The organism is Microbacterium sp. CH1, from assembly GCF_001595495.1.
Taxonomy (GTDB): domain Bacteria; phylum Actinomycetota; class Actinomycetes; order Actinomycetales; family Microbacteriaceae; genus Microbacterium.
Genome location: NZ_LOSO01000011.1, coordinates 100120 through 125552 on the forward strand (window position 1 = coordinate 100120; position 25433 = coordinate 125552).

Genomic DNA, 25433 nt, shown 5'->3' on the forward strand with positions numbered 1-25433 from the left:
GTCGGGTTCCACATGACCTTCCTCATCCAGCACTGGCTCGGTGTCGACGGCATGGTGCGTCGCTACGCGGACTACTCCGCGGCGGACGGCTGGACGTGGCAGAACCAGGTCTCGACGATCGGTGCGATCATCCTCGGCGCCTCGATGCTGCCGTTCTTCCTCAACGTCTGGATCACGGCGCGCAAGGCGCCAAAGGTCACGGTGAACGACCCCTGGGGTTACGGTGCCTCGCTGGAGTGGGCGACCTCGTGCCCGCCGCCGCGGCACAACTTCACGTCGATCCCGCGCATCCGCAGCGAGCGTCCGGCGTTCGACCTGAACCACCCGGAGGCCGCGGAGTTCGCGACCACCGCACCCGGCGAGCGAGAGGGCCACTGAGCCATGCGCGACAACGTCATCATCTGGTGGGTCCTGACCGCGTTCTTCGCCCTCGTCGGCGTCGTCTACACGGGCTGGAACATCCTGGCTCACCCGGGACTTCCGCTGGTGAACCAGATCGAGTGGGTCGGCACCGTCGCCCTGTTCTTCTCGGCCTTCATGGGCGCGATGGTCGCTTTCTACCTCGACCGGACGCACAAGGCGCAGAACGGCGAGCTGCCCGAGGACATCCTCACGTCGGACATCGACGACGGTGACCCCGAGCTCGGCGAGTTCAGCCCGTGGTCCTGGTGGCCGCTGGTGCTCGCGGCTTCCGCCGGCGTGTTCGTCGTCGGCCTGGCGGTCGGTCACTTCCTCCTTCCGATCGGTCTCGCGATCTTCGTGGTCGCGATCGTCGGCTGGGTCTACGAGTACTACCGCGGCAACTTCGCCCGCTGAGTCTCCTCACACACCGAAGGCCCCCGGATCACTCCGGGGGCCTTCGTCGTTCCTGTGAACAGTTCACACGTGGGTGCGGATGCGGGGGATTCCGGTCAGCGGGTCGACGGGACGGTGGTGCACACCCTCGGCGTCTTCGATGGGATATCCCTCGCGGGCCCAGTACTCGAAGCCGCCGATCATCTCGCGCACGCGATAGCCGAGACGAGCGAACTCGAGCGCGCCGCGGACACCGCCGTTGCATCCGGGGCTCCAGCAGTAGACGACGACCTCGGCATCCGCCGGGATCTCCTCCGGGGCACGGTTCGCGATCTCGCTGTGAGGCATGTGGAGCGCGCCGGACACGCGCCCCTGGGCGAATGCCTCCCTGGAGCGGACGTCGACCACGACCAGTGCGCGGCCGGCGGCACGGTCGGCGTGCACGTCGCTGGGGTCGGTCTCGAAGGCGAGGCGGGCGGCGAAGTAGTCAAGGCGATCGATCATGAGCCCAGACTAGGGACGCGCGGGCGCCGACGACCGAGGGATACCGTCGTGCGTCGCGCGAATCCTGCCGTCGTAGCCGGTCAGAGCGCTGCGGTCATCTGGATCCGCCGGCCGTACCGGGTCAGGCCCAGACGCTCTTCGACGGCGACGAGCTCACGGAGGAAGTCGGTGTCCGGCGCGGACTCCGTGAAGCCGCAGCGGGCGTAGAAGGGGGCGTTCCAGGGGACGTCCGCGTAGGTGCGCAGCGTGAGCTGTGTGCGGCCCCGACGGCGGGACTCGTCCTGGGCCGCCATGACGAGGGCGCGACCGATGCCGCGGCGACCGGAGGCGGGGTGGACGGACAGCTGCTCCAGATGGGCGTACCCGGGTCCCTCCAGCACCTGCACGAACCCGACCGGCACCTCGAGTCCGCCGGCAGCCTCCGTCGTAGGGGAGCAGGTGGCCACCAGGACGAATCCCTCGGCGCGCCGGCGGTCGTCGGCTGTCGACGGCGGGGGCCAGTCCTCGGCACCGAAGCGATCGGTCAGAAGGCGGTCAGCGGCGCGCTCGATCTCCTCCAGGGCGGCATGGTCCTGGTCCGTCGCGTGTCGGATGAGGATGGTCATGCACGGTCCGCGGGCAGCGCGGCGACCGCCTCGATCTCGACGAGCTGGTCGTCGTAGCCGAGGACAGTCACGCCGAGGAGGGTGCTGGGGACGTCGTGAGGCCCGAACGCGGCGTGGATGACGTCCCAGGCCGTGACGAGGTCCCGCTGCGCGGAGGAGGCCACCAGGACGCGCGTGCTGATGACATCCGTCAGAGTGGCGCCGGCAGCCGTGAGCGCGCCCTGCAGCGTCTCGATACACCGTGCCGCCTGAGCGGCGTAGTCACCGGGGGCGGTGGTCGTCCCATCGTTCTCCAACGGGCAGGCGCCGGCCAGGAAGACCAGGCGCGCGTCAGCGGGGGCGGTGGCGGCGTACGCGTAGGGCGCGTCGGCGAGGAGGGGAGCACGGAGCAGGCGGACGACCGAAGACATGAGACGATCCTCTCATCAGGGGAGAACGATGAAGGCCCCGTCCTAACGGACGGGGCCTTCATCGAAGGGGAGTGACGACTACTCGTCGTCCTCCGACTTCTTCTTCCGAGGCTTCTTGACGGGCTCGGTCGAGATCACCGTGCTGGGCGTGTTCGGCGTCTCGTCGACGTGCGTCTCGTCGACCGTGAGCGGCGCGTCCGGGAACCCGGCACGCTCGTGAGCGCCCTGGATCTCTGCGGCCTCCGCCTCCTCGTTCCCCGCGGTGACGTGATGCTGGTGCGCATCGGCGGCGTCGATCTCGGCCTGCGTGAGCGGGGCGAGACGGTCCTCGAAGAACCAGCGGGACATCGCGGAGCGGAGGTTCTCCGTCCACGGGATACGGCCCTTGGCGTTCGGGCGGACGACAAGCGGCTCGTAGCCGTCGACGTCGATGAGCTTCCAGCGGTCGTAGACGTCGACCGGCTGGTGCACCTCGATGAACTCGCCGCCGGGGAGACGGACGATGCGTCCGGACTCGAAGCCGTGCAGGACGATCTCCCGGTCCTTCTTCTGGAGCGCGATGCAGATGCGCTTGGTGACGAAGTAGCCGATGATCGGGCCCAGGAACAGCAGCGCCTGCAGCGTGTGGATGACGCCTTCCATGGTGAGCATGAAGTGCGTGGCGATGAGGTCGGACGAGGCCGCCGCCCACAGGACCGCGTAGAAGATGACGCCGGCGACGCCGATCGCGGTGCGCGTGGCCGCGTTGCGCGGACGCTGGGCGATGTGGTGCTCGCGCTTGTCGCCGGTGACCCACGCCTCGATGAACGGGTAGATCGCGACGATGACGATGAACAGACCGAGCACGGCGACCGGGGCCAGGATTCCGAACGACCAGGTGTGGTCGAGGAACACGATGTCCCAGTTCGACGGGGCCAGGCGCAGCGCGCCATCCGCGAACCCGATGTACCAGTCCGGCTGCGTACCGGCCGAGACGGGGGAGGGGTCGTAGGGGCCGTAGTTCCAGATCGGGTTGATCTGGAAGAACGTCGCGATCAGCACGATGGTGCCGAAGACGATGAACAGGTACCCGCCCATCTTGGACATGTAGACCGGCATCATCGGGTAGCCCACGACGTTGTCGTTCGTGCGGCCGGGGCCGGCGAACTGCGTGTGCTTGTTGATGATCATGAGCATCAGGTGCACCGCGATGAAGGCGATCACCAGCATCGGGAGCAGCAGGATGTGCAGGGTGTACAGGCGTCCCACGATGTCGGTGCCCGGGAACTCGCCGCCGAAGAGGAGGAACGAGGTCCAGGTGCCGATCAGGGGGAGACCCTTGATCATGCCGTCGATGATGCGCAGGCCGTTGCCAGAGAGCAGGTCGTCGGGGAGCGAGTAGCCGGTGAAGCCCTCGGCCATCGCGAGGATGAACAGCACGAAGCCGATCACCCAGTTCAGCTCGCGCGGCTTGCGGAACGCGCCCGTGAAGAACACGCGCAGCATGTGCACGCCGATGCCGGCGATGAAGACGAGCGCGGCCCAGTGGTGGATCTGGCGGACCAGGAGGCCACCGCGGAGGTCGAACGAGATGTGCAGCGTCGACTCGAGAGCCGAGGACATCGCGATACCGCGCATGGGGGCGTAGGCGCCGGTGTAGTGGGTCTCCACCATCGAGGCCTGGAAGAAGAACGTCAGGAAGGTTCCGGAGAGGAACACGACCACGAAGCTCCAGAGCGCGATCTCACCGAGCATGAACGACCAGTGGTCGGGGAAGATCTTGCGACCGAGCTCCTTGACGAAGCCGGAGAGGCTCGTGCGCTCATCGATGTAGTTCGACGCGGCGCCGACGAAGCGGCCGCCGAGAGGCGCCTTGGTGTCCTTCTCGTCCTTGGACAGCGTTGCGGTGCTCAATGGCGCTCCCAGAAGCTCGGGCCGACGGGTTCGGTGAAGTCGCTGCGTGCGATGAGGTAGCCCTCGTCGTCCACGGTGATGGGCAGCTGAGGCAGCGGCCGAGCGGCCGGGCCGAAGATGACCTTGGCGTGGTCCGTGACGTCGAACTGCGACTGGTGGCACGGGCACAGCAGGTGGTGGGTCTGCTGCTCGTACAGCGCGACGGGGCAGCCGACGTGCGTGCAGACCTTGGAGTACGCGACGATGCCGTCGTAGGACCAGTCCTTGCGGTCCTCGGCCTCGATGAGCTGCTCCGGGCGGAGGCGCATCATCAGCACGATGGCCTTGGCCTTCTCCTCGAGGTAGCCCTCATCGTGACCGAGCTCCGCGAGGTCCTCCGGGATCACGTGGAAAGCGGAGCCGAGCGTGACGTCGGCGGCACGGATGGGGGTGCCGTCGGGGTCGCGGACGAGGCGCATGCCCTCATCCCACATCGTGTGCTTCAGCAGCGCGACCGGGTCGCCCGCGGTGGGGTCGTCCGGCGTGGAGTGCGGGGCGAGGCCGCGGAACAGCGTCACACCGGGGATGATCGAGGCGACGATCGCCGCGAACAGCGAGTTGCGGATCATCGTGCGGCGACCGAAGCCGGACTCCTCGTTGGCGTCGGCGAAGGCCTTGATGGCCGCCTCACGCGTCGAGTCCTTGCCCCGGGTGGGGTGGCGGAGCTCGACGTGCTCCTTGTCGGACATGAGGGCCTTCGACCAGTGGATCGCGCCGATGCCCAGCGCCAGCAGCGCGAGCGCGATGCCGAGTCCGATGAAGAGGTTGTTCTGACGGATGTCGATGAGAGCGCCGCTCTCGATCGGGAACAGCATGTAGGCGGCGACCGCCCAGATGCTGCCGGCGAGCGACAGGTAGAACAGCGTGTAGACGGTGCGGACGGCGGCCTTCTCGGCGCGCGGGTCCTTGTCGGTCATCCGCTCGCGGTGCGGCGGAAGCCCGGGGTTCTGCACGGGATCGCTGACTGCGACACCCAGCCCCGGAGAGGGCTGGTAGGCCCTGTCAAGAGCCTGCGAGTCGTCGTCGTGTGCCATGGTGCTCCTCGTACGTTCCTCTTCGATGAATAAGCGTCAGTTGGACTTCGCCGTGATCCACACGGTGATGGCGACCAGAGCGCCGATACCGAAGATCCACACGAACAGGCCTTCGGAGACCGGTCCGAGCGAGCCGAGGGAGAAGCCGCCGATCTGGACGGACTGCTGCTGGAAGAGCAGAGCCGAGATGATGTCGCGCTTGTCCTCGTCGGACAGGTTCATGTCGCCGAAGACCGGCATGTTCTGCGGGCCGGTGACCATGGCCGCGTAGATGTGCAGCGCGCTGGTCTCCGTGATGGCCGGAGCGTACTTGCCCTCGGTGAGAGCGCCACCGGCGGCGGCCACGTTGTGGCACATCGCGCAGTTGACACGGAAGAGCTCGGCGCCGTGCGCCACGTCGCCCTCGCCGTCGATGATCTCGTCAGCGGGGTACGTCGGGCCGGGGGCCTCGGACTGCACGTAGGCCGCCATCGCGAGGATCTGCTCCTCGGTGAACTGCGGCTCCTTCTGCGGAGCCTGCGGTCCCTGCATCTGCAGCGGCATACGGCCCGTCGACACCTGGAACTCCACCGCCAGCTCGCCGACGCCGTAGAGGCTCGGGCCGTTGGGGGTGCCCTCCAGGTCGAGGCCGTGGCAGGTGGCGCAGTTTGCCTGGAACAGCTTCTCGCCGTCCTCGACCGTCAGCTGCGTCGATGCCGTGGGGGCGTCGTTGGCGGCGAATGCCGCGGTCGCACCCGCGTACACCGCGCCGGTGATCATGAGGCCTGCTCCGATGAGCGCGGCCGCCGCCAGTGGGCTGCGACGACCGCTCGAACGGCGCTTCTTCTCTCGTGCCATCTCGGGGATCAGCTCCGCTCTTATTTCAGGAAGTAGATAACGAAGAACAGCACGATCCAGACGACGTCGACGAAGTGCCAGTAGTAGGACACCACGATCGAGGAGGTCGCCTCCTTGTGCCGGAAGTTCTTGACGGCGTACGCGCGGCCGATCACCAGGAGGAACGCGACGAGTCCGCCGGTGACGTGCAGGGCGTGGAAGCCGGTGGTGAGGTAGAACGCCGAGGCGTACGAGTCCGCCTGGATGGGCATGCCCTCTGCGACGAGCTGGGCGTACTCCCACACCTGGCCGGACACGAAGATCGCGCCGAGGGCGAAGGTGAGGAAGAACCACTCGACCATGCCCCAGCCGAACAGGCGACGGCGGCCGGCGCCGTTCTTCTGTCCCTTGCCGATCTTGTAGGGCTGCAGGTCTTCGGCTGCGAACACGCCCATCTGGCAGGTGAACGAGGAGAGCACGAGGATCGCCGTGTTCACTGCCGCGAACGGCACGTTCAGGAGCTCGGTACGGTCGGCCCACAGCTCGGGGGAAGTGCTGCGGAGGGTGAAGTAGATCGCGAAGAGTCCCGCGAAGAACATCACCTCGCTGCCGAGCCACACAATGGTGCCGACAGCTACCGGGTTGGGCCGCTTGATGGTTCTCGCCGCCGGGGCATACGTCGCTGAGGTCGTCACCCCTCCATTATGGCCGATCCGCGGGCGTGATTCTTGCACCCGCGCCCCTCGATTCGCCCGTCGAGGACTTAGGGGACCCTAAGAAAACACTGCGAATACCCGGTGAATACGCGGGAAACGTCGCTCTTGCGCGGCCTGCGCGCCCGCCCGGATCGATCTGCACGTTTTCTCCGCGCCGATAGGATCGCACACATGGCTGATTCCCTGACCTGGTCCGATGTGCTCACCTCTCTCCTGGAGCGTCGGGACCTCAGCGTGTGGGAGTCGACGTGGGCCATGCGCCAGATCATGAAGGGCGACGTCTCCGAGGCGCAGCTCGCCGGATTCCTGGTCGCGCTGCGGGCGAAGGGGGAGACGATCGATGAGATCGTCGGCTTCCGCGACGCGATCCTCGAGGCGGCCGTGCCTCTGCCTGTCTCCCCGAACGTGCTGGACATCGTGGGCACGGGAGGCGACCGCGTCGGGACCGTGAACGTGTCGACGACGGCCGCCGTCATCATCGGCGCCACGGGCATCCCCGTGGTCAAGCACGGCAATCGCGCCGCGAGCTCGGCCTCGGGCTCCTCCGACGTCCTCGGTGCACTCGGCCTCGAGCTCTCCCTCGACCCCGCGGCGGTCGCCTCGATCCTCGACCGGACGGGCATCACCTTCGCCTGGGCGGGGGCGTTCCACCCCGGGTTCAAGCACGCCGGTGCTGTGCGGTCGCAGCTCGGCGTTCCGACCGTGTTCAACATGCTCGGCCCGCTCTGCAACCCCGCGCGCGCCGAGGCGAACGCGGTCGGTGTCGCCCAGATGGAGCGCGTCCCGCTGATCACCGGCGTCTTCCGGACGCGGGGAGCGACGGCGCTGGTCTTCCGCGGCGACGACGGCCTCGACGAGCTCACGACCACCGGGCACAGCCGCATCTGGGAGGTCACCCGTGGAGACATCCACGAGCACGACCTCGATCCCCGTGATCTCGGCATCCCGCTCGCCGACCTCTCCGACCTCATCGGCGGCTCTCCCGCCCACAACGCCGAGATCCTCCGACGGACGCTCGCAGGAGAGCAGGGGCCGGTGCGGGACATCGTCCTCCTCAACGCCGCCGCCGGCATCGTCGCCTTCGAGCTGTCGCAGGACGCGACCCAGGTGCAGCGGCCGATCCTCGAGCGGCTCCGCGATGCGCTCGCCCGTGCGTCCGCCGCAGTGGACGACGGGCGCGCGCTGGCCAAGCTGGATCAGTGGATCGGCGTCAGTCGCGAGCTGGCCGCGCCGAAGGAGTGAGCATGGACCCGGTCGACGCGCTGCTCGAGATCGCTTCGCTGCTGGAGCGCGAGCGGGCGTCGCGCTACCGGGCCAAGGCGTTCCGCCAGGCGGCTGCCACGTTCCAGGATCTTCCGTCCGACGTGCAGGGCGACCCGACGCGTCTCCGCGCAGCCAAGGGCATCGGGGAGTCGACCTTCGCCGTCATCCGTCAGGCGCAGGCCGGTGAGGTGCCGGAGTACCTCGTGGAGCTCCGCGGCGACGTCGAACCGGAGAAGGTTTCGGTGCTCCGCGGGAAGCTGCGCGGAGACCTGCACGCCCACACCGAGTGGTCGGACGGGACGACGTCCATCGAGGTGATGGCCGCTGCCGCCCGCGCGCAGGGCCACGAGTACCAGGCCATCACCGACCACTCTCCACGCCTCCGAGTGGCGCGAGGACTGTCGGCGGAGCGGCTCCGCGAGCAGATCCCGCAGGTGCGGGCACAGTCGGGGGACGGCTTCACGCTGCTCGCCGGCATCGAAGTGGACATCCTGGAAGACGGAGCGCTCGATCAGGAGGACGCCCTCCTCGCGGACCTGGACATCGTCGTCGCGTCGGTGCATTCCAAGCTCCGCATGGACGGACGGGCGATGACCGCGCGGATGATCGCGGCCGTCTCGCATCCTCGGGTGAACGTCCTCGGACACTGCACCGGCCGGCTCGTCCAGGGCGACCGGGGCACGCGCCCGCCCTCGGCCTTCGATGCCGCCGCGGTGTTCGCGGCGTGCGCGGAGAACGGGGTGGCGGTCGAGATCAACTCGCGCCCCGAGCGTCAGGACCCGCCGGACGAGCTCATCGCGATCGCGCTCGAGACCGGATGCCTCTTCTCGATCGACTCCGACGCGCACGCTCCCGGACAGCTCTCCCTGCTGGACCACGGCGCCGAACGTGCGGAGCGCGCCGGGGTGCCGGCGTCGCGCATCGTCACGACGTGGGGTCTGTCGCGCCTCCTCGCCTGGGCGGAGTGACGTCCGGTCGCGTCAGCCCTCGGTGATCTGGCTCGCGGCCGCGGTGACCGCGGTGACGGCCCGTGTCATCGAGCTTCCGAGGTTCCAGCGCTCGGCGAGGGCCGTGGCTTCCGCCGCTTCGTCCGGCGTGAGGGCCCGCAGCGCGACATCGGGAGCGGTGATCGGGAGCTCCGTGGCGACGGCGACGACCGTGGGGGCGACATCGAGATACGCCTGCGCGTCGAGGATCTTCGCGCGGATGCCGGCACTCATACCCTCGCCCGCTTCCGCGGCTTCCCGGATGCCGACGAGGTCGCCGTGCTTCTGCAGCAGGGTGGCAGCGGTCTTCTCGCCGATCCCGGCGACGCCCGGAAGTCCGTCCGACGCATCGCCGCGCATCGTCGCGAAGTCCGCGTACTGCGTGGGGAGCACCCCGTACTTGGTGACGACCGTGGCGTCCGTCACGACCTCGAGGTTGCTCATGCCGCGCGCCGTGTAGATCACACGCACGTCGCGCTCGTCGTCGACGAGCTGGAACAGGTCGCGGTCGCCGGTGACGATGTCGACGGGCATCGTCGCGTGCGTCGCGAGGGTGCCGATGACGTCGTCCGCCTCGTGCTCGGCGACGCCGACGATCGGGATGCCGAGGACCGCGAGCGTCTCGCGGATCAGCGGGATCTGCGCCTCCAGCGGGTCGGGCACTTCCTCGATGTCGGGCGCACCCGCCACGACCTCCACCACGCGGTGCGTCTTGTAGCTGGGGATGAGGTCGACCCGCCACTGCGGGCGCCAGTCGTCGTCCCAGCACGCCACGACGTGGGTCGGCTGATAGGTGGTCACGAGCTTCGCGATCATGTCCAGCAGGCCGCGCGCCGCATTGATGGGGGAGCCGTCGGGGGCTGTCACCTTGTCGGGTACGCCGTAGAACGCGCGGAAGTAGAGGCTGGCGGTGTCGAGCAGCATGAGGCGTTCGGCGCGGGTCATGGATTCAGGGTAGAGCGTGCCCCACGGGGTGCTCAGCAGCCCACAGCCGCGGGTCGTTCTTCACACGTCCGTGCCACGAGCGCGGTGGTCGCCTCGTAGATGCGGATCTGCCTGGATACGCCATCGACCGAAAGCTCGCCGGACACCGGGAACCAGCCCCCGCCGACGTCGACCTCCGCCGTGTAGGCGACCGTCGTCCTTGTCGTGTGGGTGCCGCGTCGGGTGTACACGTGGCTCGTGGGGGTCGCGGTGAACGGCGCTTGGCCGAGCGTCGCCCACGTGCGGCCGCCGTCCGGCGCGGTGGCCGACGTTCCATCGCCGTGGTCGAACACGACCCGCACGGGTGTGAAGCGCACCGTCACCGGCCGGTCGAGGAGTGTGCCGCTCACCGTGTGTGCAGCGACGGTGGCCACGAAGTTCGTCGCCATCCCCACGACGCCGGCGTTCCCGGGCTCCGCTGTCGTCGTCACGGGGTCCGGCGCGAACTGTGCGAGGTCCTCGATCGTGAGCGGGTGCTCGGACTCCTCCATCACCCGCACTCCGTACATGCCGCACGACCGGCTCAGCGCCGTGTCCGTCTTGCACGGTTCGCGTTTCGGTTCTGGGGCGGAGTGAAGGGGCACGGGAGAACTGGTGCCATCAGAAGCCAACCGTTCAGAATCGCTGACGCGAACCACGAGCGAATCCCCTGTGTTGGAGGCCCAAACGTCTTCCACTCCGGCCTGCGATCCACTTGGGTCGCTCTCAGAGGTCGCGAGGACAAACACCAGCGCGGCAACCGACAGCGAACGGATGACTAGCACGAGAGTTCCTCAGTCGCAGCAGTCGAGGAGATTGCCAGTCCTGTGCTTGTCGTCGGCGCCGTGATAAGCAGAACCTCGACAGCCTGGCGGCCAGGCCGGTCAGAACTGACCTCGTTTCCCGATCCGTCCCAGAGCCTCACCGCTGACGCGTCGACGCAAAGGCGCGCCGTAACTGACTCGTCGCCGAAGGAGACTGGAGTGAATTGATCGAACGTCGTGTCGCCCGAGCGTTTCCAACCTTCTGCGTGAAAGCGGGAGAAGTTGGTCTTTGCGGAAGCCAGTGCCTCATCGCGTAGCCAAGAAAATACACCCTCGAAAGAAGCCGGATCGCTGAGGTCCGTATCGTTTGACGCCTCAACATACGCTCGGTACGTGGCCTCGGCGGCGGCGAAGGCCTCTTCCTCGGAGGTGAACGCGGGGGAGGGGGTCGGCGTGGGCTCCGGAGCGGGGGCGCAGGCGGACAGGGCCGAGACGCCGAGGACCAGCACGGCGAGCATGCGGAGAGCGGTGGGCGACATCACCGGGCCACCGTACGCGGAATGGACGGAGCGGCGCCGACGTTATCCACAGAGAAGCTCGCACGAATCCGCTCTTTCGCGGACGGCAACTTCTGATAGCCTGAACTGTCACTCGTGGCGTGTACACGCATGCCCAGGTGACGAACACACCACAATCCACCTGCTGCGAAGCACATCCCGGCCGTGCGCGGCCATGCTCCGCAGCCCGAGTATCCATTCACAAGGACAACCCACTACATGACTACCGCAACGACCGCCCCGGCCACCAAGCAGGTCGCCATCAACGACATCGGATCTGCTGAGGACTTCCTGGCCGCGGTCGAGAAGACCCTGAAGTTCTTCAACGACGGCGACATCATCGAGGGCACGATCGTCAAGATCGACCGCGATGAGGTCCTGCTCGATGTCGGCTACAAGACCGAGGGTGTCATCCCCTCGCGCGAGCTCTCGATCAAGCACGACGTCGACCCCAACGAGGTCGTCAAGGTCGGCGACGAGGTCGAGGCCCTGGTTCTCCAGAAGGAGGACAAGGAAGGCCGCCTGATCCTCTCCAAGAAGCGTGCGCAGTACGAGCGCGCCTGGGGAGACGTCGAGAAGATCAAGGAGAACGACGGCGTCGTCACCGGTACGGTCATCGAGGTCGTCAAGGGTGGACTCATCGTCGACATCGGCCTCCGTGGCTTCCTCCCGGCCTCGCTCATCGAGCTCCGTCGCGTCCGCGACCTCACGCCGTACCTCGGCCAGGAGATCGAGGCGAAGATCCTCGAGCTCGACAAGAACCGCAACAACGTCGTCCTGAGCCGCCGCGCGCTGCTCGAGCAGACGCAGTCGGAGTCGCGCACCACGTTCCTGAACAACCTGCACAAGGGCCAGGTCCGCAAGGGTGTCGTCTCCTCGATCGTCAACTTCGGTGCGTTCGTGGACCTGGGTGGCGTGGACGGCCTCGTGCACGTCTCCGAGCTGTCCTGGAAGCACATCGAGCACGCCTCCGAGGTCGTCGAGGTGGGCCAGGAGGTCACCGTCGAGATCCTCGAGGTCGACCTCGACCGCGAGCGCGTCTCCCTGTCGCTGAAGGCGACGCAGGAGGACCCGTGGCAGGTCTTCGCCCGCACCCACGCGATCGGTCAGGTCACGCCGGGTAAGGTCACCAAGCTCGTTCCGTTCGGTGCGTTCGTCCGCGTCGCCGACGGCATCGAGGGCCTCGTCCACATCTCCGAGCTCTCCAGCAAGCACGTCGAGCTGGCCGAGCAGGTCGTGTCGGTCGGCGAAGAGGTCTTCGTCAAGGTCATCGACATCGACCTCGAGCGTCGTCGCATCTCGCTGTCGCTGAAGCAGGCCAACGAGTCGGTCGACCCCAACGGCACCGAGTTCGACCCGGCTCTGTACGGCATGCTCGCCGAGTACGACGAGAACGGCGAGTACAAGTACCCGGAGGGCTTCGACGCCGAGACCGGTCAGTGGAAGGAAGGCTTCGACGCCCAGCGCGAGGCATGGGAGCAGGAGTACGCTGCGGCCCAGGCTCGCTGGGAGGCGCACAAGGCTCAGGTCGCGAAGGCGGCCGAGGCCGAGGCTGCGGCCGGCGACGACTTCGGCGGCCAGTCCTTCTCGAGCGAGTCGGCCGGCGCCGGCACGCTCGCTGACGACGAGGCTCTCGCGGCTCTGCGTGAGAAGCTCTCGGGCGGCAACTCCTAAGCACCACTCCGAAAAGGGTCGTCACCCCGCCTCACGGCGGGTGTGGCGGCCCTTTTCGCATGCCCGGAATCCGGCGGAGCAGCTGCGTGACGCAACGTTACGACCGCATTCGTAACATTCCGGAGCCTCCGACAGCATGGGGACATGACCGCCCTCCTGCCCGCTGCGTCGCGCACCGCTGAGGCCCCGACGACGTCGGGCTCCGCACAACCCGTGCGCCTGGACGGCATCGCGCGGTCGTTCCCGCTCGCTCAGGGGCGACGCGAGGTGCTCCGCGGCATCGACCTGGATATCGCCGCCGGGGAGATCGTCGCCGTCGTCGGTCCGTCCGGGTGTGGGAAGTCGACGCTGCTGCGCCTCATCGGCGGACTGGACACCCCTACGCGTGGAACGATCCGTCTGGACGGCTCCGGTGTCGCCGACGTCGATGAGCGCACGGCGATCGCGTTCCAGGAGCCGCGGCTGCTCCCGTGGCGTACGCTCGCGCAGAACGTCGAGCTCGGTCTTCCCCGGGGCGTCTCCCGCCGCGCCGGACGCGCCCGGGTCCGCGAACTCCTGCAGCTCGTGGGACTCGAGCACGCCGCCGACCAGCGCCCCCGTGAAGTATCCGGAGGCATGGCGCAGCGGGCTTCCCTCGCCCGGGCTCTCGCCAGGAACCCCGGAGTCCTGCTGCTCGACGAGCCGTTCGGCGCGCTCGACGCCCTCACGCGCCTCCGCATGCACGACCTGCTCCTGAAGATCCACGCCGCCGAGCCCACCACGGTGCTGCTCGTGACCCACGACGTGGAGGAGGCGCTCTATCTCGCCGACCGCGTGCTGCTGCTGCGCACCGTCGGCGACGCGGACGACACCGGATCGTCCGTCGCGCGGACGATCCGCGTCCCCGGCATCCGCCCCCGAGACCGCGCCGACCGCGGCCTCGCCAACCTGCGCGCCGAGCTCCTCGAAGGGCTCGGCGTCGACACGCACCACCACACCCCCGAGGAGACCCGATGAGCACCATCACCCGCCGCATCATCCCTGCGATCGCCGTCGCCGGGACGATGATGCTCGTCGCCACCGGCTGCGTCGCCGGGGAGAACGCGTCCGCCGAGGCCGAGTCCACCCCGGCCGGGAACGGCGAGTGGTCGGCGGACACGCTGTCCATCGACTTCGCGACCTACAACCCGCTCAGCCTCGTGATCCGCGACCAGGGCATCCTGGAGGACATCCTCGGCGACGACGTCACCGTCGAATGGGTGCAGTCCGCCGGCTCGAACAAGGCCAACGAGCTCCTCCGCTCGGGTTCGGTCGATGTGGGATCGACGGCGGGCTCGGCCGCGCTGCTCGCCCGCGCGAACGGCTCGCCCATCCAGGTGATCGACATCTTCTCCCAGCCCGAGTGGTCGGCCATCGTCGTCGGGCCCGACAGCGACATCGCCTCGGTGGAGGACCTCAAGGGCGCCTCCGTCGCGGCCACCAAGGGCACCGACCCCTACTTCTTCCTCCTCCAGGCGCTGGAGGAGGGCGGGCTGTCGCTGGCTGACGTCGAGGTGCAGAACCTCCAGCACGCCGACGGGCGCGCGGCGCTCGACGGCGGTTCCGTCGACGCGTGGGCGGGGCTCGACCCCATCATGGCCGCCGCGGAGCAGGAGTCGGGCGACAAGCTCATCTACCGCAACGTCGACTTCAACACCTACGGCTTCCTCAACGCGACCGAGGACTTCATCGACAACCACCCGGACCTCGCTCAGGCCGTCGTCGACGCCTACGAGGAGGCGCGTGCGTGGGCGCTGGAGAACCCGGAAGAGACGGCCGCCCTGTTGGCCGAGGTCGCCGGTATCGACCTCGAGGTCGCGACCACGGTCATCCAGGAGCGGTCGAACCTGGACGTGGACGGCGTCCCCGGCGATGACCAGCTCGCGGTGCTCGAGAAGATCGCTCCGGTGCTCGTCGAGTCCGGCGACGTCCAGGGTGGGCAGGAATCCGTCGACAAGGCACTGTCCAGCATCATCAACGACACCTTCGCGACGAAGGCGGGCGCAGGCGAGTGACCGGTCTCGAGGATCGGGTGGTCGTCCCGGCGGAATCGCGGGACGCGCTCGAGTTCGCGAAGGGTGCTCCCCGGCGGGGGACGGGAGGAGCACGGCGTGGTCTGCCGCCCGTCGTACGGATCGTCGGGGGTCTCCTGCTCCCGGCCGCGATCCTCATCGCCTGGCAGGTGGTCACGACGGCCGGTCTCATCGAGCCGTACCGCCTCCCGGCGCCGGCGTCGGTCTTCCAGGCCGGGGTGGAACTTGCCGAGTCCGGACAGCTCTGGACCCACATCGCCATCTCCGTCCAGCGGGTGCTGCTCGGGTTCGCGATCGGCTCGGTCGTCGGCCTCGCCGCAGCCGGCATCGTCGGGCTCTCACGCTGGGGTGACGTGCTGCTCAGCCCGACCCTCGCCGCTGTTCGCGCGGTGCCGTCGCTCGCCTGGGTGCCGCTGCTGATCCTGTGGATGCAGATCGGCGAGGAGTCCAAGGTGACCCTCATCGCGATCGGTGCGTTCTTCCCGGTCTACACGACCGTCGCCTCCGCGCTCCGGCACGTGGACCCGCAGCTCGTCGAGGCGGGACGCTCCTTCAGCCTGCACGGATGGTCGCTGTTCCGGACGGTGCAGCTCCCGGCCGTCGTACCGTCCGTCGTCGCGGGCCTGCGCCTCGCGCTCGCCCAGGCGTGGCTGTTCCTGGTCGCCGCCGAGCTGATCGCCTCGTCCATGGGGCTCGGTTTCCTCTTGACCGACTCCCAGAGCACGGGGCGCGTCGACCGCATCCTGCTCTCCATCGTGCTGCTCGCGCTGCTGGGCACGATCACCAACGGCGTGCTCGCGCTGCTGGAGAAGTACCTGTTGCGGCGATGGACGTGACGACGACCGAGGCTCGGCTGCAGGAGGAACGGGTCTATCCTCCGTCGCCCGCGTTCCCCGACGCCAACGTGACCGCGGACGCCTACGAGCGCGCGGCCGCTGATCCTCTGGCCTTCTGGGAGGACGCGGCGCGCCGACTGGACTGGTCCGAGCCGTGGACGGCCGTGCACGAGTGGGAGCCGCCCGTCGACGGTGCCGTTCCCGCGGCGCGGTGGTTCCTCGGCGGACGGCTGAACGTCGCGGTGAACTGCGTGGACCGTCATGTCGACGCCGGAGGCGGAGACAAGGTCGCGCTGCATTTCGAAGGGGAGCCCGGCGACCGGATCTCGGTGACCTACGCCGACCTGCAGCGTCGTGTCGCCCAGGCGGCGCACGCGCTGGAAGACCTCGGGATCCGACCGGGGGACCGCGTGGTGATCTACCTCCCCGTGCTCGTGGAGACCGTGGTCGTCACGCTCGCGTGCGCCCGGATCGGAGCCGTCCACTCGCTCGTCTTCGGAGGGTTCTCCGCGGAGGCCGTGCGGTTCCGGCTCGAGGACACCGGGGCGAAGCTGCTCGTCACCAGCGACGGCCAGTTCCGGCGGGGGACGGCGACCGAGGTCAAGTCTGCCGCCGATGCCGCCGCTGCGGGACTGCCGGACCTCGAACACGTCCTCGTGCTCCGTCGCACCGGCCAGAGCGTCCCGTGGACCGAAGGCCGGGACGTGTGGTGGCACGATGTCGTCGACACGGCTCCCACCGCGCATCGAGCGGAGGCCTTCGACGCCGAGCACCCGCTCTTCATCATCTACACCTCCGGCACGACCGGGAAGCCCAAGGGCCTCGTGCACACCTCCGGTGGCTACCTGACCCACGCGAGCTGGGCGCACTGGGCGCACTTCGACGCCAAACCCGACGACGTCCATTGGTGCACGGCCGATCTCGCCTGGGTCACGGCCCACACCTACGAGATCTACGGGCCGCTGTCGAACGGGCTCACCCAGGTCATCTACGAGGGCACGCCGGACACTCCGCGCCGCGAGCGCCATCTGGAGATCATCGAGCGCTACGGCGTCACGGTCTACTACACGGCCCCGACGCTCATCCGGACGTTCATGACCTGGTTCGGCGACGAGCTGCCGAGCGGCCACGACCTGTCGACTCTGCGACTGCTCGGCACGGTGGGCGAGGCGATCAATCCGGAGGCCTGGGTGTGGTTCCGCCGGAACTTCGGGCGGGATGAACTCCCCGTCATCGACACGTGGTGGCAGTCGGAGACCGGCGCCGCGATGATCGCCCCCCTGCCCGGCATCACGCCGCTGAAGCCCGGCTCTGCGTCGGTCCCGCTTCCGGGCATCGACGTCGCGGTGGTCGACGAGAACGGGGGCGAGGTGGCGCCGGGCCGATCCGGGACGCTGGTCGTCCGGCGCCCGTGGCCGGGGATGGCGCGGACCGTCTGGGGGAACCCGGAGCGCTACCGCGACGCGTACTGGTCTGCGTACGCCGGCGTGGGCGCGCACGGCGGCTACTACGTCGCCGGAGACGGGGCGACCAGGGACGCCGACGGGTTCATCTGGATCCTGGGCCGGCTCGACGACGTCGTGAACGTGTCCGGTCATCGCCTCTCGACGATCGAGATCGAGTCGGCGCTCGTGGCGCACGAGACGGTCGGCGAAGCCGGGTCCGCCGGCGTGGCGGATCCGGTCACCGGGCAGGCGGTCGTGGCGTTCGTCACCCCGTCCGGCCGGGCGGAGATCGACGCGCACGCGCTGCGTGCTGAGGTCGCCCGCGCGATCGGTCCGGTCGCGAAGCCGAAGCACGTCGTCGTCGTGCCGGATCTGCCCAAGACACGCTCGGGGAAGATCATGCGCCGCCTGCTCGCGCAGCTCTGGGATGCCGAACAGGATCGGCGCGCGGGACGCACTCCGCAGGCCCTCGGCGACACGACGTCACTGCAGAACCCCTGGGCCGTCGACGACATCGCCGGCGCTCTCGCCGCAGAATCGAGGACATCATGACCGAGGACCACCGCTTCGGGTTCCGCACCCGCGCTCTGCACGCCGGCGGCACACCGGACGCCGCCACCGGAGCGCGGGCGGTGCCGATCTACCAGACGACGTCGTTCGTCTTCGACGATGCGGCCGACGCCGGGAACCTCTTCGCGCTGCAGAAGTACGGCAACATCTACTCGCGCATCGGCAACCCCACCGTCGCCGCCCTGGAGGAGCGGCTGGCCTCGCTGGAAGGCGGTATCGGGGCGGTGGCGACCGCCTCGGGGATGAGCGCCGAGTTCATCACGTTCGCCGCCCTCGTGGGCGCGGGCGATCATGTCGTGGCCGCCGCGCAGCTCTACGGCGGCACGGTGACACAGCTCGATGTCACTCTGCGACGGTTCGGCGTGGAGACGACGTTCGTCAGCTCCTCCGACCCGGCTGACTACGCTGCGGCCATCCGTCCGGAGACCAAGGTCGTCTACGTCGAGATGATCGGGAACCCGTCGGGCGAGATCGCCGACATCGCGGGTCTCGCCGCCGTCGCGCATGAGGCGGGGGTGCCGCTCGTCGTCGACGCCACGCTGGCCACCCCGTACCTCGCGCGCCCGCTGGAACACGGGGCGGACATCGTCATCCACTCGGTCACGAAGTTCCTCGGCGGTCACGGCACGACCCTCGGCGGCGTGGTCATCGAGAAGGGCACTTTCGACTGGGGCAACGGCAAGTTCCCGCAGATGACCGAACCGGTGGCCTCCTACGGCGGGATCTCCTGGTGGGGGAACTTCGGCGAGTACGGATTCCTCACCAAGCTGCGCTCCGAGCAGCTGCGCGACATCGGGCCGGCGCTGAGCCCGCAGTCGGCCTTCGCGCTCCTGCAGGGCGTGGAGACGCTGCCGCAGCGCATCGACGCTCACATCGCCAACGCCAGGGTCGTCGCCGAGTGGCTGGCCGCCGACCCCCGCGTGTCCTCCGTCACCTGGGCGGGGCTGGAAGGCCATCCGCATCACGAGCGTGCCGCGCGCTATATGCCGCTGGGACCGGGATCCGTGTTCGCGTTCGGGGTCGCCGCCGAGGACGGCCGCGCTGCGGGGGAGGCGTTCATCGAGAACCTGCAGCTCGCGTCCCACCTCGCCAACATCGGCGACGCCCGCACCCTGGTGATCCACCCGGCCTCCACCACGCACCGCCAGCTCACCGAGGAGCAGCTCGTCGCCGCGGGCGTGCGCCCCGACCTGATCCGCATCTCCGTCGGCCTGGAGGACGCGGAGGACATCATCTGGGACCTCGACCAGGCCCTCACCCTCGCGACGGGAGCCCACCGATGAGCACGACCTCCGCCGGCGACGCCTGCGCCATCCCGCCGACCACGGATGCCGCCAGCTGCGCGCTCCCCGCTGCCGTCGAGCCGGGCCGCACCTGGACCGGGCCCTCGCAGCCGCAGCGGTTCGGACTGCTGCGGCGGGCGCGATCGATCGCCATCGTCGGTGCCTCCGGGAATCCGTCACGGGCCTCGTACTTCGTCGCCACCTACCTGCTGTCCAGCACGCCCTACGACGTCTACCTCGTGAACCCGAGGGAGACCGAGATCCTCGGCCAGCCGGTCTATCCGTCGTTGAGCGCCCTGCCCGTGCAGCCCGACATCGTGGACGTGTTCCGTCGTCACGACGACCTCCCGGGCGTCGCGCAGGAGGCGATCGACAGCGGAGCGAAGACCCTGTGGCTCCAGCTCGGCTCCTGGAACGAGGACGCCGCCGCGATCGCGGAGGCGGCCGGGCTCTCGGTGGTCATGGACCGCTGCATCAAGATCGAGCACGCCCGCTTCCACGGCGGCCTGCATCTCGCCGGCTTCGACACCGGGGTGATCAGCTCCCGACGGCAGCTGCTCGCGCGCTGAGGGGAGCCGCGCCGTGCCCAGGAGGCTCAGGTGCAGATCGTGTTCGCCGTCGTGCGCTGCAGCGTCACGGCAACCTGAAGGTCGGTGAGGTGCCAGTCGAGGCTGCGGCCGGTGAGCCGGGGCAACGAGGAGCACATCCACGCGGGGTCCGGCGTGACGTGGCTGCCCGGGAGCACCCCCGCAGCGGCCCACGAGGTCCACGTCCGGGGAAGGCCCGTCGCCTTCTTCAGATCCACGTCGACGTCCACGTGGTGCGACCCGCCCGGGGCGTTCGTGCTGATGTAGAAGTGGCCGGAGGTGTCGCTGATCTCCTCGTAGCGGATCGCCGTGATCGCGCAGCTGGTGGGAGCTGCCGACGGGCTGCTGTAGGCCTTGCACGTGTTCCCCGCGAACGGCGACAACCATGCCGAGGCGGACGTCACCGTCGCCGTGACCACGGTCCGATCCGTCCACGCCGCGGTGGTGGTCGAGACGCTTCCCTGGGCGAAGGCCAGGAAGACGAACGCCATCGCGACCGCGAAGCCGGCCATCGGGGAGACCCGTCGTGCTGGCATCACGTGGTCAGCGGCTTCCGCGCCGGTCGCTCCCCGGGGCTCATCATGCTCAGGCCGAGCAGCCCCAGGAGTCCGAGAAGCAGCGGGACGGCGACGGCGGGCGTGGTCATCCGCATGATGGCGGTCCCCCAACCGGGAAGCTGCACCGCCGGCTTCCAGACATCGCCGGTCACGGGATAGTCGAGAGCGTCGGAGAACTCGTTGTTGTCGCCCTTCATGGTGATCGTGCGCGCGCCGTCGGCGGCTTCGATGGCGGTGATGCGATGAGTCACCAGGGAGTCGGTCAGCGCGCTCCGGAGGCTGACGACGTCGCCCACCTCCAGAGAGTCGGCGGGGACCTTCGTGGCGATGAGGAGATCGCCTGTCATGATCCCGGGCTCCATCGATCCCGAGATCACGACGAGCGGCTGGATGAGCCCGATCGCCGTGGCGCCCCAGACGACGCCGCAGCCCACGCCCGTGGCGGCCAGCGCCCAGAGCACGGGCAGGGCGAGCCGACGGAGGATCTGCACCACGGTTCGTCTCTTCGTTCTCTGCTGCGGGGCGAGGGGTCAGTTGGTGGCGGTGGCGGAGACCGTGACGAGGATCGTGCCGGTCTTGCCCTGGTTGCTCGTCGGCCAGTCGGCCGGGGTGGTGACGACGAGGTCGAACTCATCGGTCGCCGTGGAGCCGGAGGAGGTCAGCGACGCCGCGAGCCCGGTGATCGTCGCCGTCGGCTTGACCGTGAAGTCCGTCGCCGTGTTGCCGGGGGCGTACTCGACGGTCGAGGTGAGTGCGGCGTTGACGGAGCTGGCGTTCTTCACCCACAGCTTGATCGTGCGGGTCTCGCCCGGGAGCAGGTTGGCCAGCTTCTCCGCGGGCACGACGAGCTCGATGCTGTTCTTCGCGGCCGACTCCTTCCAGGTGGTCCCGTCGGTGGAACCCTGGAGGTTGAAGGTGGCTCCTGCGGCCGGGGCGCTGAAGAAGGTGTTGTCGGTCCATGCGGCGCTCGTGAGCGCGGCACCGATCCCTCCGGTCGCGAGCACGGCCAGCGCGAACGCCATGATCGGGCGCCGCCGGGAGCGTCGCTCGGTGCGGTCAGGGCGTGCGGGGGCATCCGTGTTCGTCATGGCTTCGACGTTACGCAGCGCACCTCAGGGGACCGTCAAGTCTTCCTCAAGAGGGACCGAAGCTTTCCCGATTGTTCCGCGGCAGCGTCGTGCGCCGCCCTCGGACAGGCGTGGCAGGATGGTCGGATGCCGCTCATCGCTCTCACCGGAGGCATCGCGTCGGGAAAGTCCACCATCGCGAACCGGCTCGCCGAACTCGGCGCGGTGGTCGTCGACGCGGATCGGATCGTGCGCGAGGTGCAGGCGCCCGGATCCGAGGTGCTCGGCGCGATCGCGCGGACGTTCGGTGACGAGGTCATCGCCGAAGACGGGTCGCTCGACCGAGCCGCTCTCGGTGCGACCGTGTTCGCCGATCCGGACCGTCTCGCACAGCTGAACGCCATCGTGCACCCGGCCGTACGGGCCGAGTCCCAGCGTCGTTTCGACGCCGCCTTCCAGGCCGATCCGGATGCCGTCGTCGTGTACGACGTGCCGCTTCTCGTGGAGGCTCGTGTCGACGACCCCTGGGATGCGATCGTCGTCGCGCATGCCCCGGAGGAGGTCCGTCTCGAGAGGCTCGTGCAGCTGCGCGGGATGACGCCCGACGACGCCCGCGGGCGGATCGCCGCCCAGGTTCCAGACGACCGGCGGCTCGCGATCGCCGACGTCGTGATCGACACCGCGGGGTCGATCGCACACACGCAGGAGCAGACGGACGCCCTCTGGAACCGGCTCCGCGCAAGCTGAAGCGGTGCCGCCGCCGGACGCGGCCCCGATGTCGGAGGGGCGGCATACGCTTGATGTATGCAGCCCACCCGCAGTGTCCGCCCCTTCGAGGTCATCAGCGAGTACGCCCCTGCCGGTGACCAGCCGCAGGCCATCGCCGAGTTGGCCTCCCGTATCAACGCCGGCGAGACCGACATCGTGCTGCTCGGCGCCACCGGAACGGGCAAGTCGGCGACCACGGCCTGGCTCGTCGAGCAGGTGCAGCGTCCCACGCTCGTGCTCGCGCACAACAAGACCCTCGCGGCACAGCTCGCCAACGAGTTCCGCGAGCTCATGCCGAACAACGCCGTCGAGTACTTCGTCTCGTACTACGACTATTACCAGCCCGAGGCCTACGTCCCGCAGACGGACACCTTCATCGAGAAGGACTCCTCGATCAACGCGGAGGTCGAGCGGCTCCGCCACTCGACGACGAACTCCCTGCTCAGCCGGCGTGACGTGGTCGTGGTGTCAACCGTCTCCTGCATCTACGGCTTGGGTGCTCCGGAGGAGTACCTGCGCGCCATGGTCGCGCTCCAGGTGGGGGAGCGGTACGACCGCGACGCCCTGATCCGTCAGTTCATCGCGATGCAGTACAACCGCAACGACGTCGACTTCTCGCGGGGAAACTTCCGCGTGCGCGGCGACACGATCGAGATCATCCCGGTGTACGAGGAGCACGCCATCCGCATCGAGCTGTTCGGCGACGAGATCGAGGCGCTCTACTCGCTGCACCCGCTGACGGGCGAGGTCATCGAGAAGCTGGACGCCGTGCCGATCTTCCCCGCCTCGCACTACGTCGCGGGCACCGACGTCATCCAGCGCTCCATCGGCACCATCGAGCACGAGCTGGAGGAGCGGCTGAAGGAGTTCGAACGTCAGGGCAAGCTCCTCGAGGCGCAGCGCCTCCGGATGCGCACGACCTTCGACCTGGAAATGCTGCAGCAGCTCGGATTCTGCTCCGGCATCGAGAACTACTCGCGTCACATGGACGGACGCATGCCCGGCGAGCCCCCGCACACGCTCCTCGACTTCTTCCCGGACGATTTCCTGCTCGTCATCGACGAGTCCCACGTCACGGTGCCGCAGATCGGTGCGATGTACGAAGGCGACGCGTCCCGCAAGCGCACCCTCGTGGATCACGGATTCCGGCTGCCGAGCGCGATGGACAACCGACCGCTGCGCTGGGACGAGTTCAAGAACCGCGTGGGGCAGACCGTCTACCTGTCCGCCACCCCGGGCAAGTACGAGATGGGCATCGCCGACGGCGTGGTGGAGCAGATCATCCGCCCGACCGGCCTCGTCGACCCGGAGATCATCGTCAAGCCGTCGAAGGGGCAGATCGACGATCTCCTCGAAGAGATCCGGCTTCGCGTGGAGCGGGACGAGCGCGTCCTCGTCACGACCCTCACGAAGAAGATGGCGGAAGAGCTGACCGACTTCCTCGGCGAGCACGGCGTGCGCGTGCGCTACCTGCACTCCGACGTCGACACCCTGCGCCGCGTCGAGCTCCTCAGCGAACTGCGCGCCGGCGTGTACGACGTCCTGGTCGGTATCAACCTGCTGCGCGAAGGACTCGACCTGCCGGAGGTGTCTCTCGTCGCGATCCTCGACGCGGACAAGGAGGGCTTCCTCCGCTCCGGGACCTCACTCATCCAGACGATCGGCCGCGCGGCGCGCAACGTCTCGGGTGAAGTCCACATGTACGCGGACAACATGACGGACTCCATGGCCAAGGCCATCGAGGAGACCGACCGTCGGCGTGAGAAGCAGATCGCGTACAACAAGGAGCACGGCATCGATCCGCAGCCGCTGCGCAAGCGCATCGCCGACATCACGGAGGTGCTGGCGCGCGAGGGTCAGGATACGGCGGAGCTGATGTCCGGCCGGGGCCGCGCATCGGGCAAGGGCAAGTCGCCGACACCAAACCTGCGGCGCACCGGGATCGCGGCCGAGGGCGCTCAGCAGCTGGAGGCCACGATCCAGGACCTCACCGATCAGATGCTCGCGGCGGCCGCGGAGCTGAAGTTCGAGCTCGCCGGGCGCCTGCGCGACGAAGTGCAGGATCTGAAGAAGGAGCTCCGGTCGATGGAGCGGGCCGGGCACGCGTAGACGGAGCCGAGATGGATGCCGCAGGAGAGGAACTCGCGGACCGCGTCCGCGCACTGCTCGGGGCCGACCCTTCCATAGGGGAGCGCCGGATGTTCGGGACCAGAGCATTCCTCGACGAGGGGCGCATCCTCGTGGGCGCCCGGAAGGACGGGACGCTTCTCGTCCGCGTGGATGAGGAGAACGGGGCTGTCGCCGTGACGCTGCCCGGGGCCGCGCGTGCCGTGATGGGATCCCGCACCATGGGGTCCGGCTGGATCGATGTCGCCGCCTCGGCGATCGCCGACGACGCCGCGCTCATGACGTGGATCGACATGGCCCGGGAGTCGGTCGGCGCCGCGCTCGCCGATGACGACGACTGACGCCAGCGAGCTTACGGGCAGTGCACCAGCGTCTTCGGGCCCGAGCGATCGATCTCGTGCTCGGTCATCGGCGCGCCGCACAGCGGACAGGCCCGTTCGGCGCGCTCCGCGGCGCTGGGCGGCGGCGTCTTCTCGTACGGCCCGACCGAGGCCGGACCGGCGAGACGCACGAGGTTGGTGTTCACCCAGGAGTAGAGGCCCCCCGCCTCGCGGATGCGGGTGCGAAGAGGGGGGCGGCTGGAGTCGCGTGACATGTTCATTAGTGTACTAATGATTCGTGCAGATGTATAGTCAGGACCGTGACTGACACCGATGATCTGCTCCGGCTCGAGAATCAGCTCTGCTTCGCCGTGGTCACGGCGGCGCGGAACGTCGTGGCGATCTACCGGCCGATCCTCGAGCCGCTCGGATTGACGCACCCGCAGTACCTGGTGATGCTCGCCCTGTGGGAGCGGTCGCCGCGGACCCTGAACGACCTCGCCGCCGACCTCGCGCTGGAGCCCGCGACCGCGTCGCCCCTCGTCAAGAGGCTCGAGGCCGACGGCCTGGTGACGCGCCAGCGCAGCAGTGAAGACGAACGCCGACTGGAGATCACGCTCACCGATGCCGGAGCGGCTCTGCGTGCGAGGGCCGTGGATGTGCCGCGGCAGGTGATGGCCGCCGTGGGGATGGGTATCGGCGAGATCGCCGCTCTCCGGGACGGGCTCGGGGCCTTCGCGGGGCGGCGCTCCGAGCAGAGCTGACCCGTTCCGCGGCACCCCGGTGCGGAACGGGGCCGTCTC

Annotated in this window: 28 protein-coding genes and 1 pseudogene; 15 read left to right on the top strand and 14 right to left on the bottom strand. The window is 68.8% G+C overall.

Annotation, left to right across the window (positions count from 1 at the left end; translation table 11 throughout):
* Positions 1 to 378: pseudogene (locus AUV07_RS17920) on the top strand (cytochrome ubiquinol oxidase subunit I); the annotation flags it as partial.
* Between the two features lie 3 nt (positions 379 to 381).
* A complete protein-coding gene (locus AUV07_RS03785) occupies positions 382 to 816 on the top strand; it encodes a cytochrome c oxidase subunit 4 (protein WP_025105064.1) in 435 nt (144 codons plus the stop codon).
* Between the two features lie 63 nt (positions 817 to 879).
* Here AUV07_RS03785 and AUV07_RS03790 read toward each other — a convergent pair whose 3' ends face one another.
* The 7 genes from AUV07_RS03790 to ctaE all read right to left on the bottom strand — a co-directional run bounded on the left by AUV07_RS03790 (position 880) and on the right by ctaE (position 6791).
* Entirely contained in the window at positions 880 to 1299 is a 420-nt protein-coding gene (locus AUV07_RS03790) for a rhodanese-like domain-containing protein (protein ID WP_062634013.1), read from the bottom strand.
* Between the two features lie 80 nt (positions 1300 to 1379).
* Positions 1380 to 1904 carry a GNAT family N-acetyltransferase gene (locus AUV07_RS03795; protein ID WP_062634016.1) on the bottom strand — a complete coding sequence of 175 codons (525 nt, stop codon included), beginning with the start codon at positions 1902 to 1904 and terminating at the stop codon, positions 1380 to 1382.
* Entirely contained in the window at positions 1901 to 2314 is a 414-nt protein-coding gene (locus tag AUV07_RS03800; protein WP_062634018.1) for a RidA family protein, read from the bottom strand. Before AUV07_RS03800 ends, AUV07_RS03795 begins: the two co-directional genes overlap by 4 nt.
* A 78-nt stretch (positions 2315 to 2392) precedes the next feature.
* Positions 2393 to 4207, bottom strand: a complete 1815-nt coding sequence (gene qcrB, locus AUV07_RS03805; RefSeq protein WP_025105060.1) for a cytochrome bc1 complex cytochrome b subunit — start codon at positions 4205 to 4207, stop codon at positions 2393 to 2395.
* Positions 4204 to 5280 (bottom strand): cytochrome bc1 complex Rieske iron-sulfur subunit, encoded by a 1077-nt coding sequence (gene qcrA, locus AUV07_RS03810; RefSeq protein WP_025105059.1) that lies wholly within the window; start codon positions 5278 to 5280, stop codon positions 4204 to 4206. The genes qcrB and qcrA overlap by 4 nt, the downstream gene beginning before the upstream one ends.
* A 36-nt stretch (positions 5281 to 5316) precedes the next feature.
* Positions 5317 to 6117 carry a cytochrome bc1 complex diheme cytochrome c subunit gene (qcrC, locus tag AUV07_RS03815; protein ID WP_062634020.1) on the bottom strand — a complete coding sequence of 267 codons (801 nt, stop codon included), beginning with the start codon at positions 6115 to 6117 and terminating at the stop codon, positions 5317 to 5319.
* A 20-nt stretch (positions 6118 to 6137) separates the two neighbouring features.
* Positions 6138 to 6791 carry an aa3-type cytochrome oxidase subunit III gene (ctaE, locus tag AUV07_RS03820; RefSeq protein WP_025105057.1) on the bottom strand — a complete coding sequence of 218 codons (654 nt, stop codon included), beginning with the start codon at positions 6789 to 6791 and terminating at the stop codon, positions 6138 to 6140.
* 192 nt (positions 6792 to 6983) lie between these two features.
* Here ctaE and trpD point away from each other — a divergent pair, with 192 nt between their 5' ends.
* Positions 6984 to 8054, top strand: a complete 1071-nt coding sequence (trpD, locus tag AUV07_RS03825) for an anthranilate phosphoribosyltransferase (protein WP_025105056.1) — start codon at positions 6984 to 6986, stop codon at positions 8052 to 8054.
* A 2-nt stretch (positions 8055 to 8056) separates the two neighbouring features.
* Positions 8057 to 9043 (top strand): PHP domain-containing protein, encoded by a 987-nt coding sequence (locus tag AUV07_RS03830; protein WP_197462110.1) that lies wholly within the window; start codon positions 8057 to 8059, stop codon positions 9041 to 9043.
* A 12-nt stretch (positions 9044 to 9055) separates the two neighbouring features.
* On the opposite strand, the gene AUV07_RS03835 is transcribed toward AUV07_RS03830, so the two are convergent.
* The 3 genes from AUV07_RS03835 to AUV07_RS17500 all read right to left on the bottom strand — a co-directional run bounded on the left by AUV07_RS03835 (position 9056) and on the right by AUV07_RS17500 (position 11327).
* On the bottom strand, positions 9056 to 10006 hold the full coding sequence (locus AUV07_RS03835; RefSeq protein ID WP_062634024.1) for a 5'-3' exonuclease: 951 nt from the start codon (positions 10004 to 10006) through the stop codon (positions 9056 to 9058).
* 32 nt (positions 10007 to 10038) lie between these two features.
* Positions 10039 to 10536, bottom strand: coding sequence for a hypothetical protein (locus tag AUV07_RS03840; protein ID WP_062634026.1), 498 nt, complete (start codon positions 10534 to 10536; stop codon positions 10039 to 10041).
* Positions 10537 to 10802: 266 nt separating this feature from the next.
* Positions 10803 to 11327 carry a hypothetical protein gene (locus tag AUV07_RS17500; RefSeq protein ID WP_442922881.1) on the bottom strand — a complete coding sequence of 175 codons (525 nt, stop codon included), beginning with the start codon at positions 11325 to 11327 and terminating at the stop codon, positions 10803 to 10805.
* Between the two features lie 237 nt (positions 11328 to 11564).
* Here AUV07_RS17500 and rpsA point away from each other — a divergent pair, with 237 nt between their 5' ends.
* From rpsA to AUV07_RS03875, 7 genes are all read left to right on the top strand, one after another.
* Complete coding sequence (gene rpsA / locus AUV07_RS03845; RefSeq protein ID WP_025105051.1) at positions 11565 to 13019, top strand: 30S ribosomal protein S1; 1455 nt, start codon at positions 11565 to 11567, stop codon at positions 13017 to 13019.
* Positions 13020 to 13163: 144 nt separating this feature from the next.
* A complete protein-coding gene (locus tag AUV07_RS03850) occupies positions 13164 to 14015 on the top strand; it encodes an ABC transporter ATP-binding protein (protein WP_062634029.1) in 852 nt (283 codons plus the stop codon).
* The gene (locus AUV07_RS03855) at positions 14012 to 15052 is read left to right on the top strand and encodes an aliphatic sulfonate ABC transporter substrate-binding protein (RefSeq protein WP_062634032.1); all 1041 of its coding nucleotides are present in this window, start codon (positions 14012 to 14014) and stop codon (positions 15050 to 15052) included. The genes AUV07_RS03850 and AUV07_RS03855 overlap by 4 nt, the downstream gene beginning before the upstream one ends.
* The gene (locus AUV07_RS03860; RefSeq protein WP_062634034.1) at positions 15049 to 15906 is read left to right on the top strand and encodes an ABC transporter permease; all 858 of its coding nucleotides are present in this window, start codon (positions 15049 to 15051) and stop codon (positions 15904 to 15906) included. The genes AUV07_RS03855 and AUV07_RS03860 overlap by 4 nt, the downstream gene beginning before the upstream one ends.
* A complete protein-coding gene (gene acs, locus AUV07_RS03865; protein ID WP_062634036.1) occupies positions 15897 to 17903 on the top strand; it encodes an acetate--CoA ligase in 2007 nt (668 codons plus the stop codon). The genes AUV07_RS03860 and acs overlap by 10 nt, the downstream gene beginning before the upstream one ends.
* Positions 17900 to 19204 carry an O-acetylhomoserine aminocarboxypropyltransferase/cysteine synthase family protein gene (locus AUV07_RS03870; protein ID WP_062634038.1) on the top strand — a complete coding sequence of 435 codons (1305 nt, stop codon included), beginning with the start codon at positions 17900 to 17902 and terminating at the stop codon, positions 19202 to 19204. Before acs ends, AUV07_RS03870 begins: the two co-directional genes overlap by 4 nt.
* Entirely contained in the window at positions 19201 to 19773 is a 573-nt protein-coding gene (locus tag AUV07_RS03875; RefSeq protein WP_082802839.1) for a CoA-binding protein, read from the top strand. The genes AUV07_RS03870 and AUV07_RS03875 overlap by 4 nt, the downstream gene beginning before the upstream one ends.
* Positions 19774 to 19799: 26 nt before the next feature.
* On the opposite strand, the gene AUV07_RS03880 is transcribed toward AUV07_RS03875, so the two are convergent.
* From AUV07_RS03880 to AUV07_RS03890, 3 genes are read right to left on the bottom strand one after another with little or no spacing between them, the layout of a single operon-like run.
* Positions 19800 to 20327, bottom strand: a complete 528-nt coding sequence (locus AUV07_RS03880) for a hypothetical protein (protein ID WP_157523905.1) — start codon at positions 20325 to 20327, stop codon at positions 19800 to 19802.
* The gene (locus tag AUV07_RS03885; RefSeq protein WP_231729464.1) at positions 20327 to 20842 is read right to left on the bottom strand and encodes a signal peptidase I; all 516 of its coding nucleotides are present in this window, start codon (positions 20840 to 20842) and stop codon (positions 20327 to 20329) included. Before AUV07_RS03885 ends, AUV07_RS03880 begins: the two co-directional genes overlap by 1 nt.
* A 36-nt stretch (positions 20843 to 20878) precedes the next feature.
* A complete protein-coding gene (locus AUV07_RS03890) occupies positions 20879 to 21436 on the bottom strand; it encodes a hypothetical protein (RefSeq protein ID WP_062634042.1) in 558 nt (185 codons plus the stop codon).
* Between the two features lie 126 nt (positions 21437 to 21562).
* On the opposite strand from AUV07_RS03890, the gene coaE reads away from it, so the two are divergent.
* The 3 genes from coaE to AUV07_RS03905 are packed head-to-tail and all read left to right on the top strand — an operon-like array spanning position 21563 to position 24651.
* The gene (gene coaE / locus AUV07_RS03895; protein ID WP_062634044.1) at positions 21563 to 22162 is read left to right on the top strand and encodes a dephospho-CoA kinase; all 600 of its coding nucleotides are present in this window, start codon (positions 21563 to 21565) and stop codon (positions 22160 to 22162) included.
* A gap of 57 nt (positions 22163 to 22219) precedes the next feature.
* Complete coding sequence (gene uvrB, locus AUV07_RS03900) at positions 22220 to 24292, top strand: excinuclease ABC subunit UvrB (protein WP_025105040.1); 2073 nt, start codon at positions 22220 to 22222, stop codon at positions 24290 to 24292.
* 11 nt (positions 24293 to 24303) lie between these two features.
* Positions 24304 to 24651: a TfoX/Sxy family protein gene (locus tag AUV07_RS03905; RefSeq protein ID WP_062634047.1), complete on the top strand. Its 348-nt coding sequence runs from the start codon at positions 24304 to 24306 to the stop codon at positions 24649 to 24651.
* Positions 24652 to 24662: 11 nt separating this feature from the next.
* Here the strand turns inward: AUV07_RS03905 and AUV07_RS03910 are convergent, their stop codons facing one another.
* Positions 24663 to 24911, bottom strand: a complete 249-nt coding sequence (locus AUV07_RS03910) for a hypothetical protein (protein WP_062634049.1) — start codon at positions 24909 to 24911, stop codon at positions 24663 to 24665.
* Positions 24912 to 24950: 39 nt separating this feature from the next.
* Between AUV07_RS03910 and AUV07_RS03915 the strand changes: the two genes are divergently transcribed.
* Positions 24951 to 25394 carry a MarR family winged helix-turn-helix transcriptional regulator gene (locus AUV07_RS03915; protein ID WP_062634051.1) on the top strand — a complete coding sequence of 148 codons (444 nt, stop codon included), beginning with the start codon at positions 24951 to 24953 and terminating at the stop codon, positions 25392 to 25394.
* The last annotated feature ends 39 nt before the right edge of the window (positions 25395 to 25433 follow it).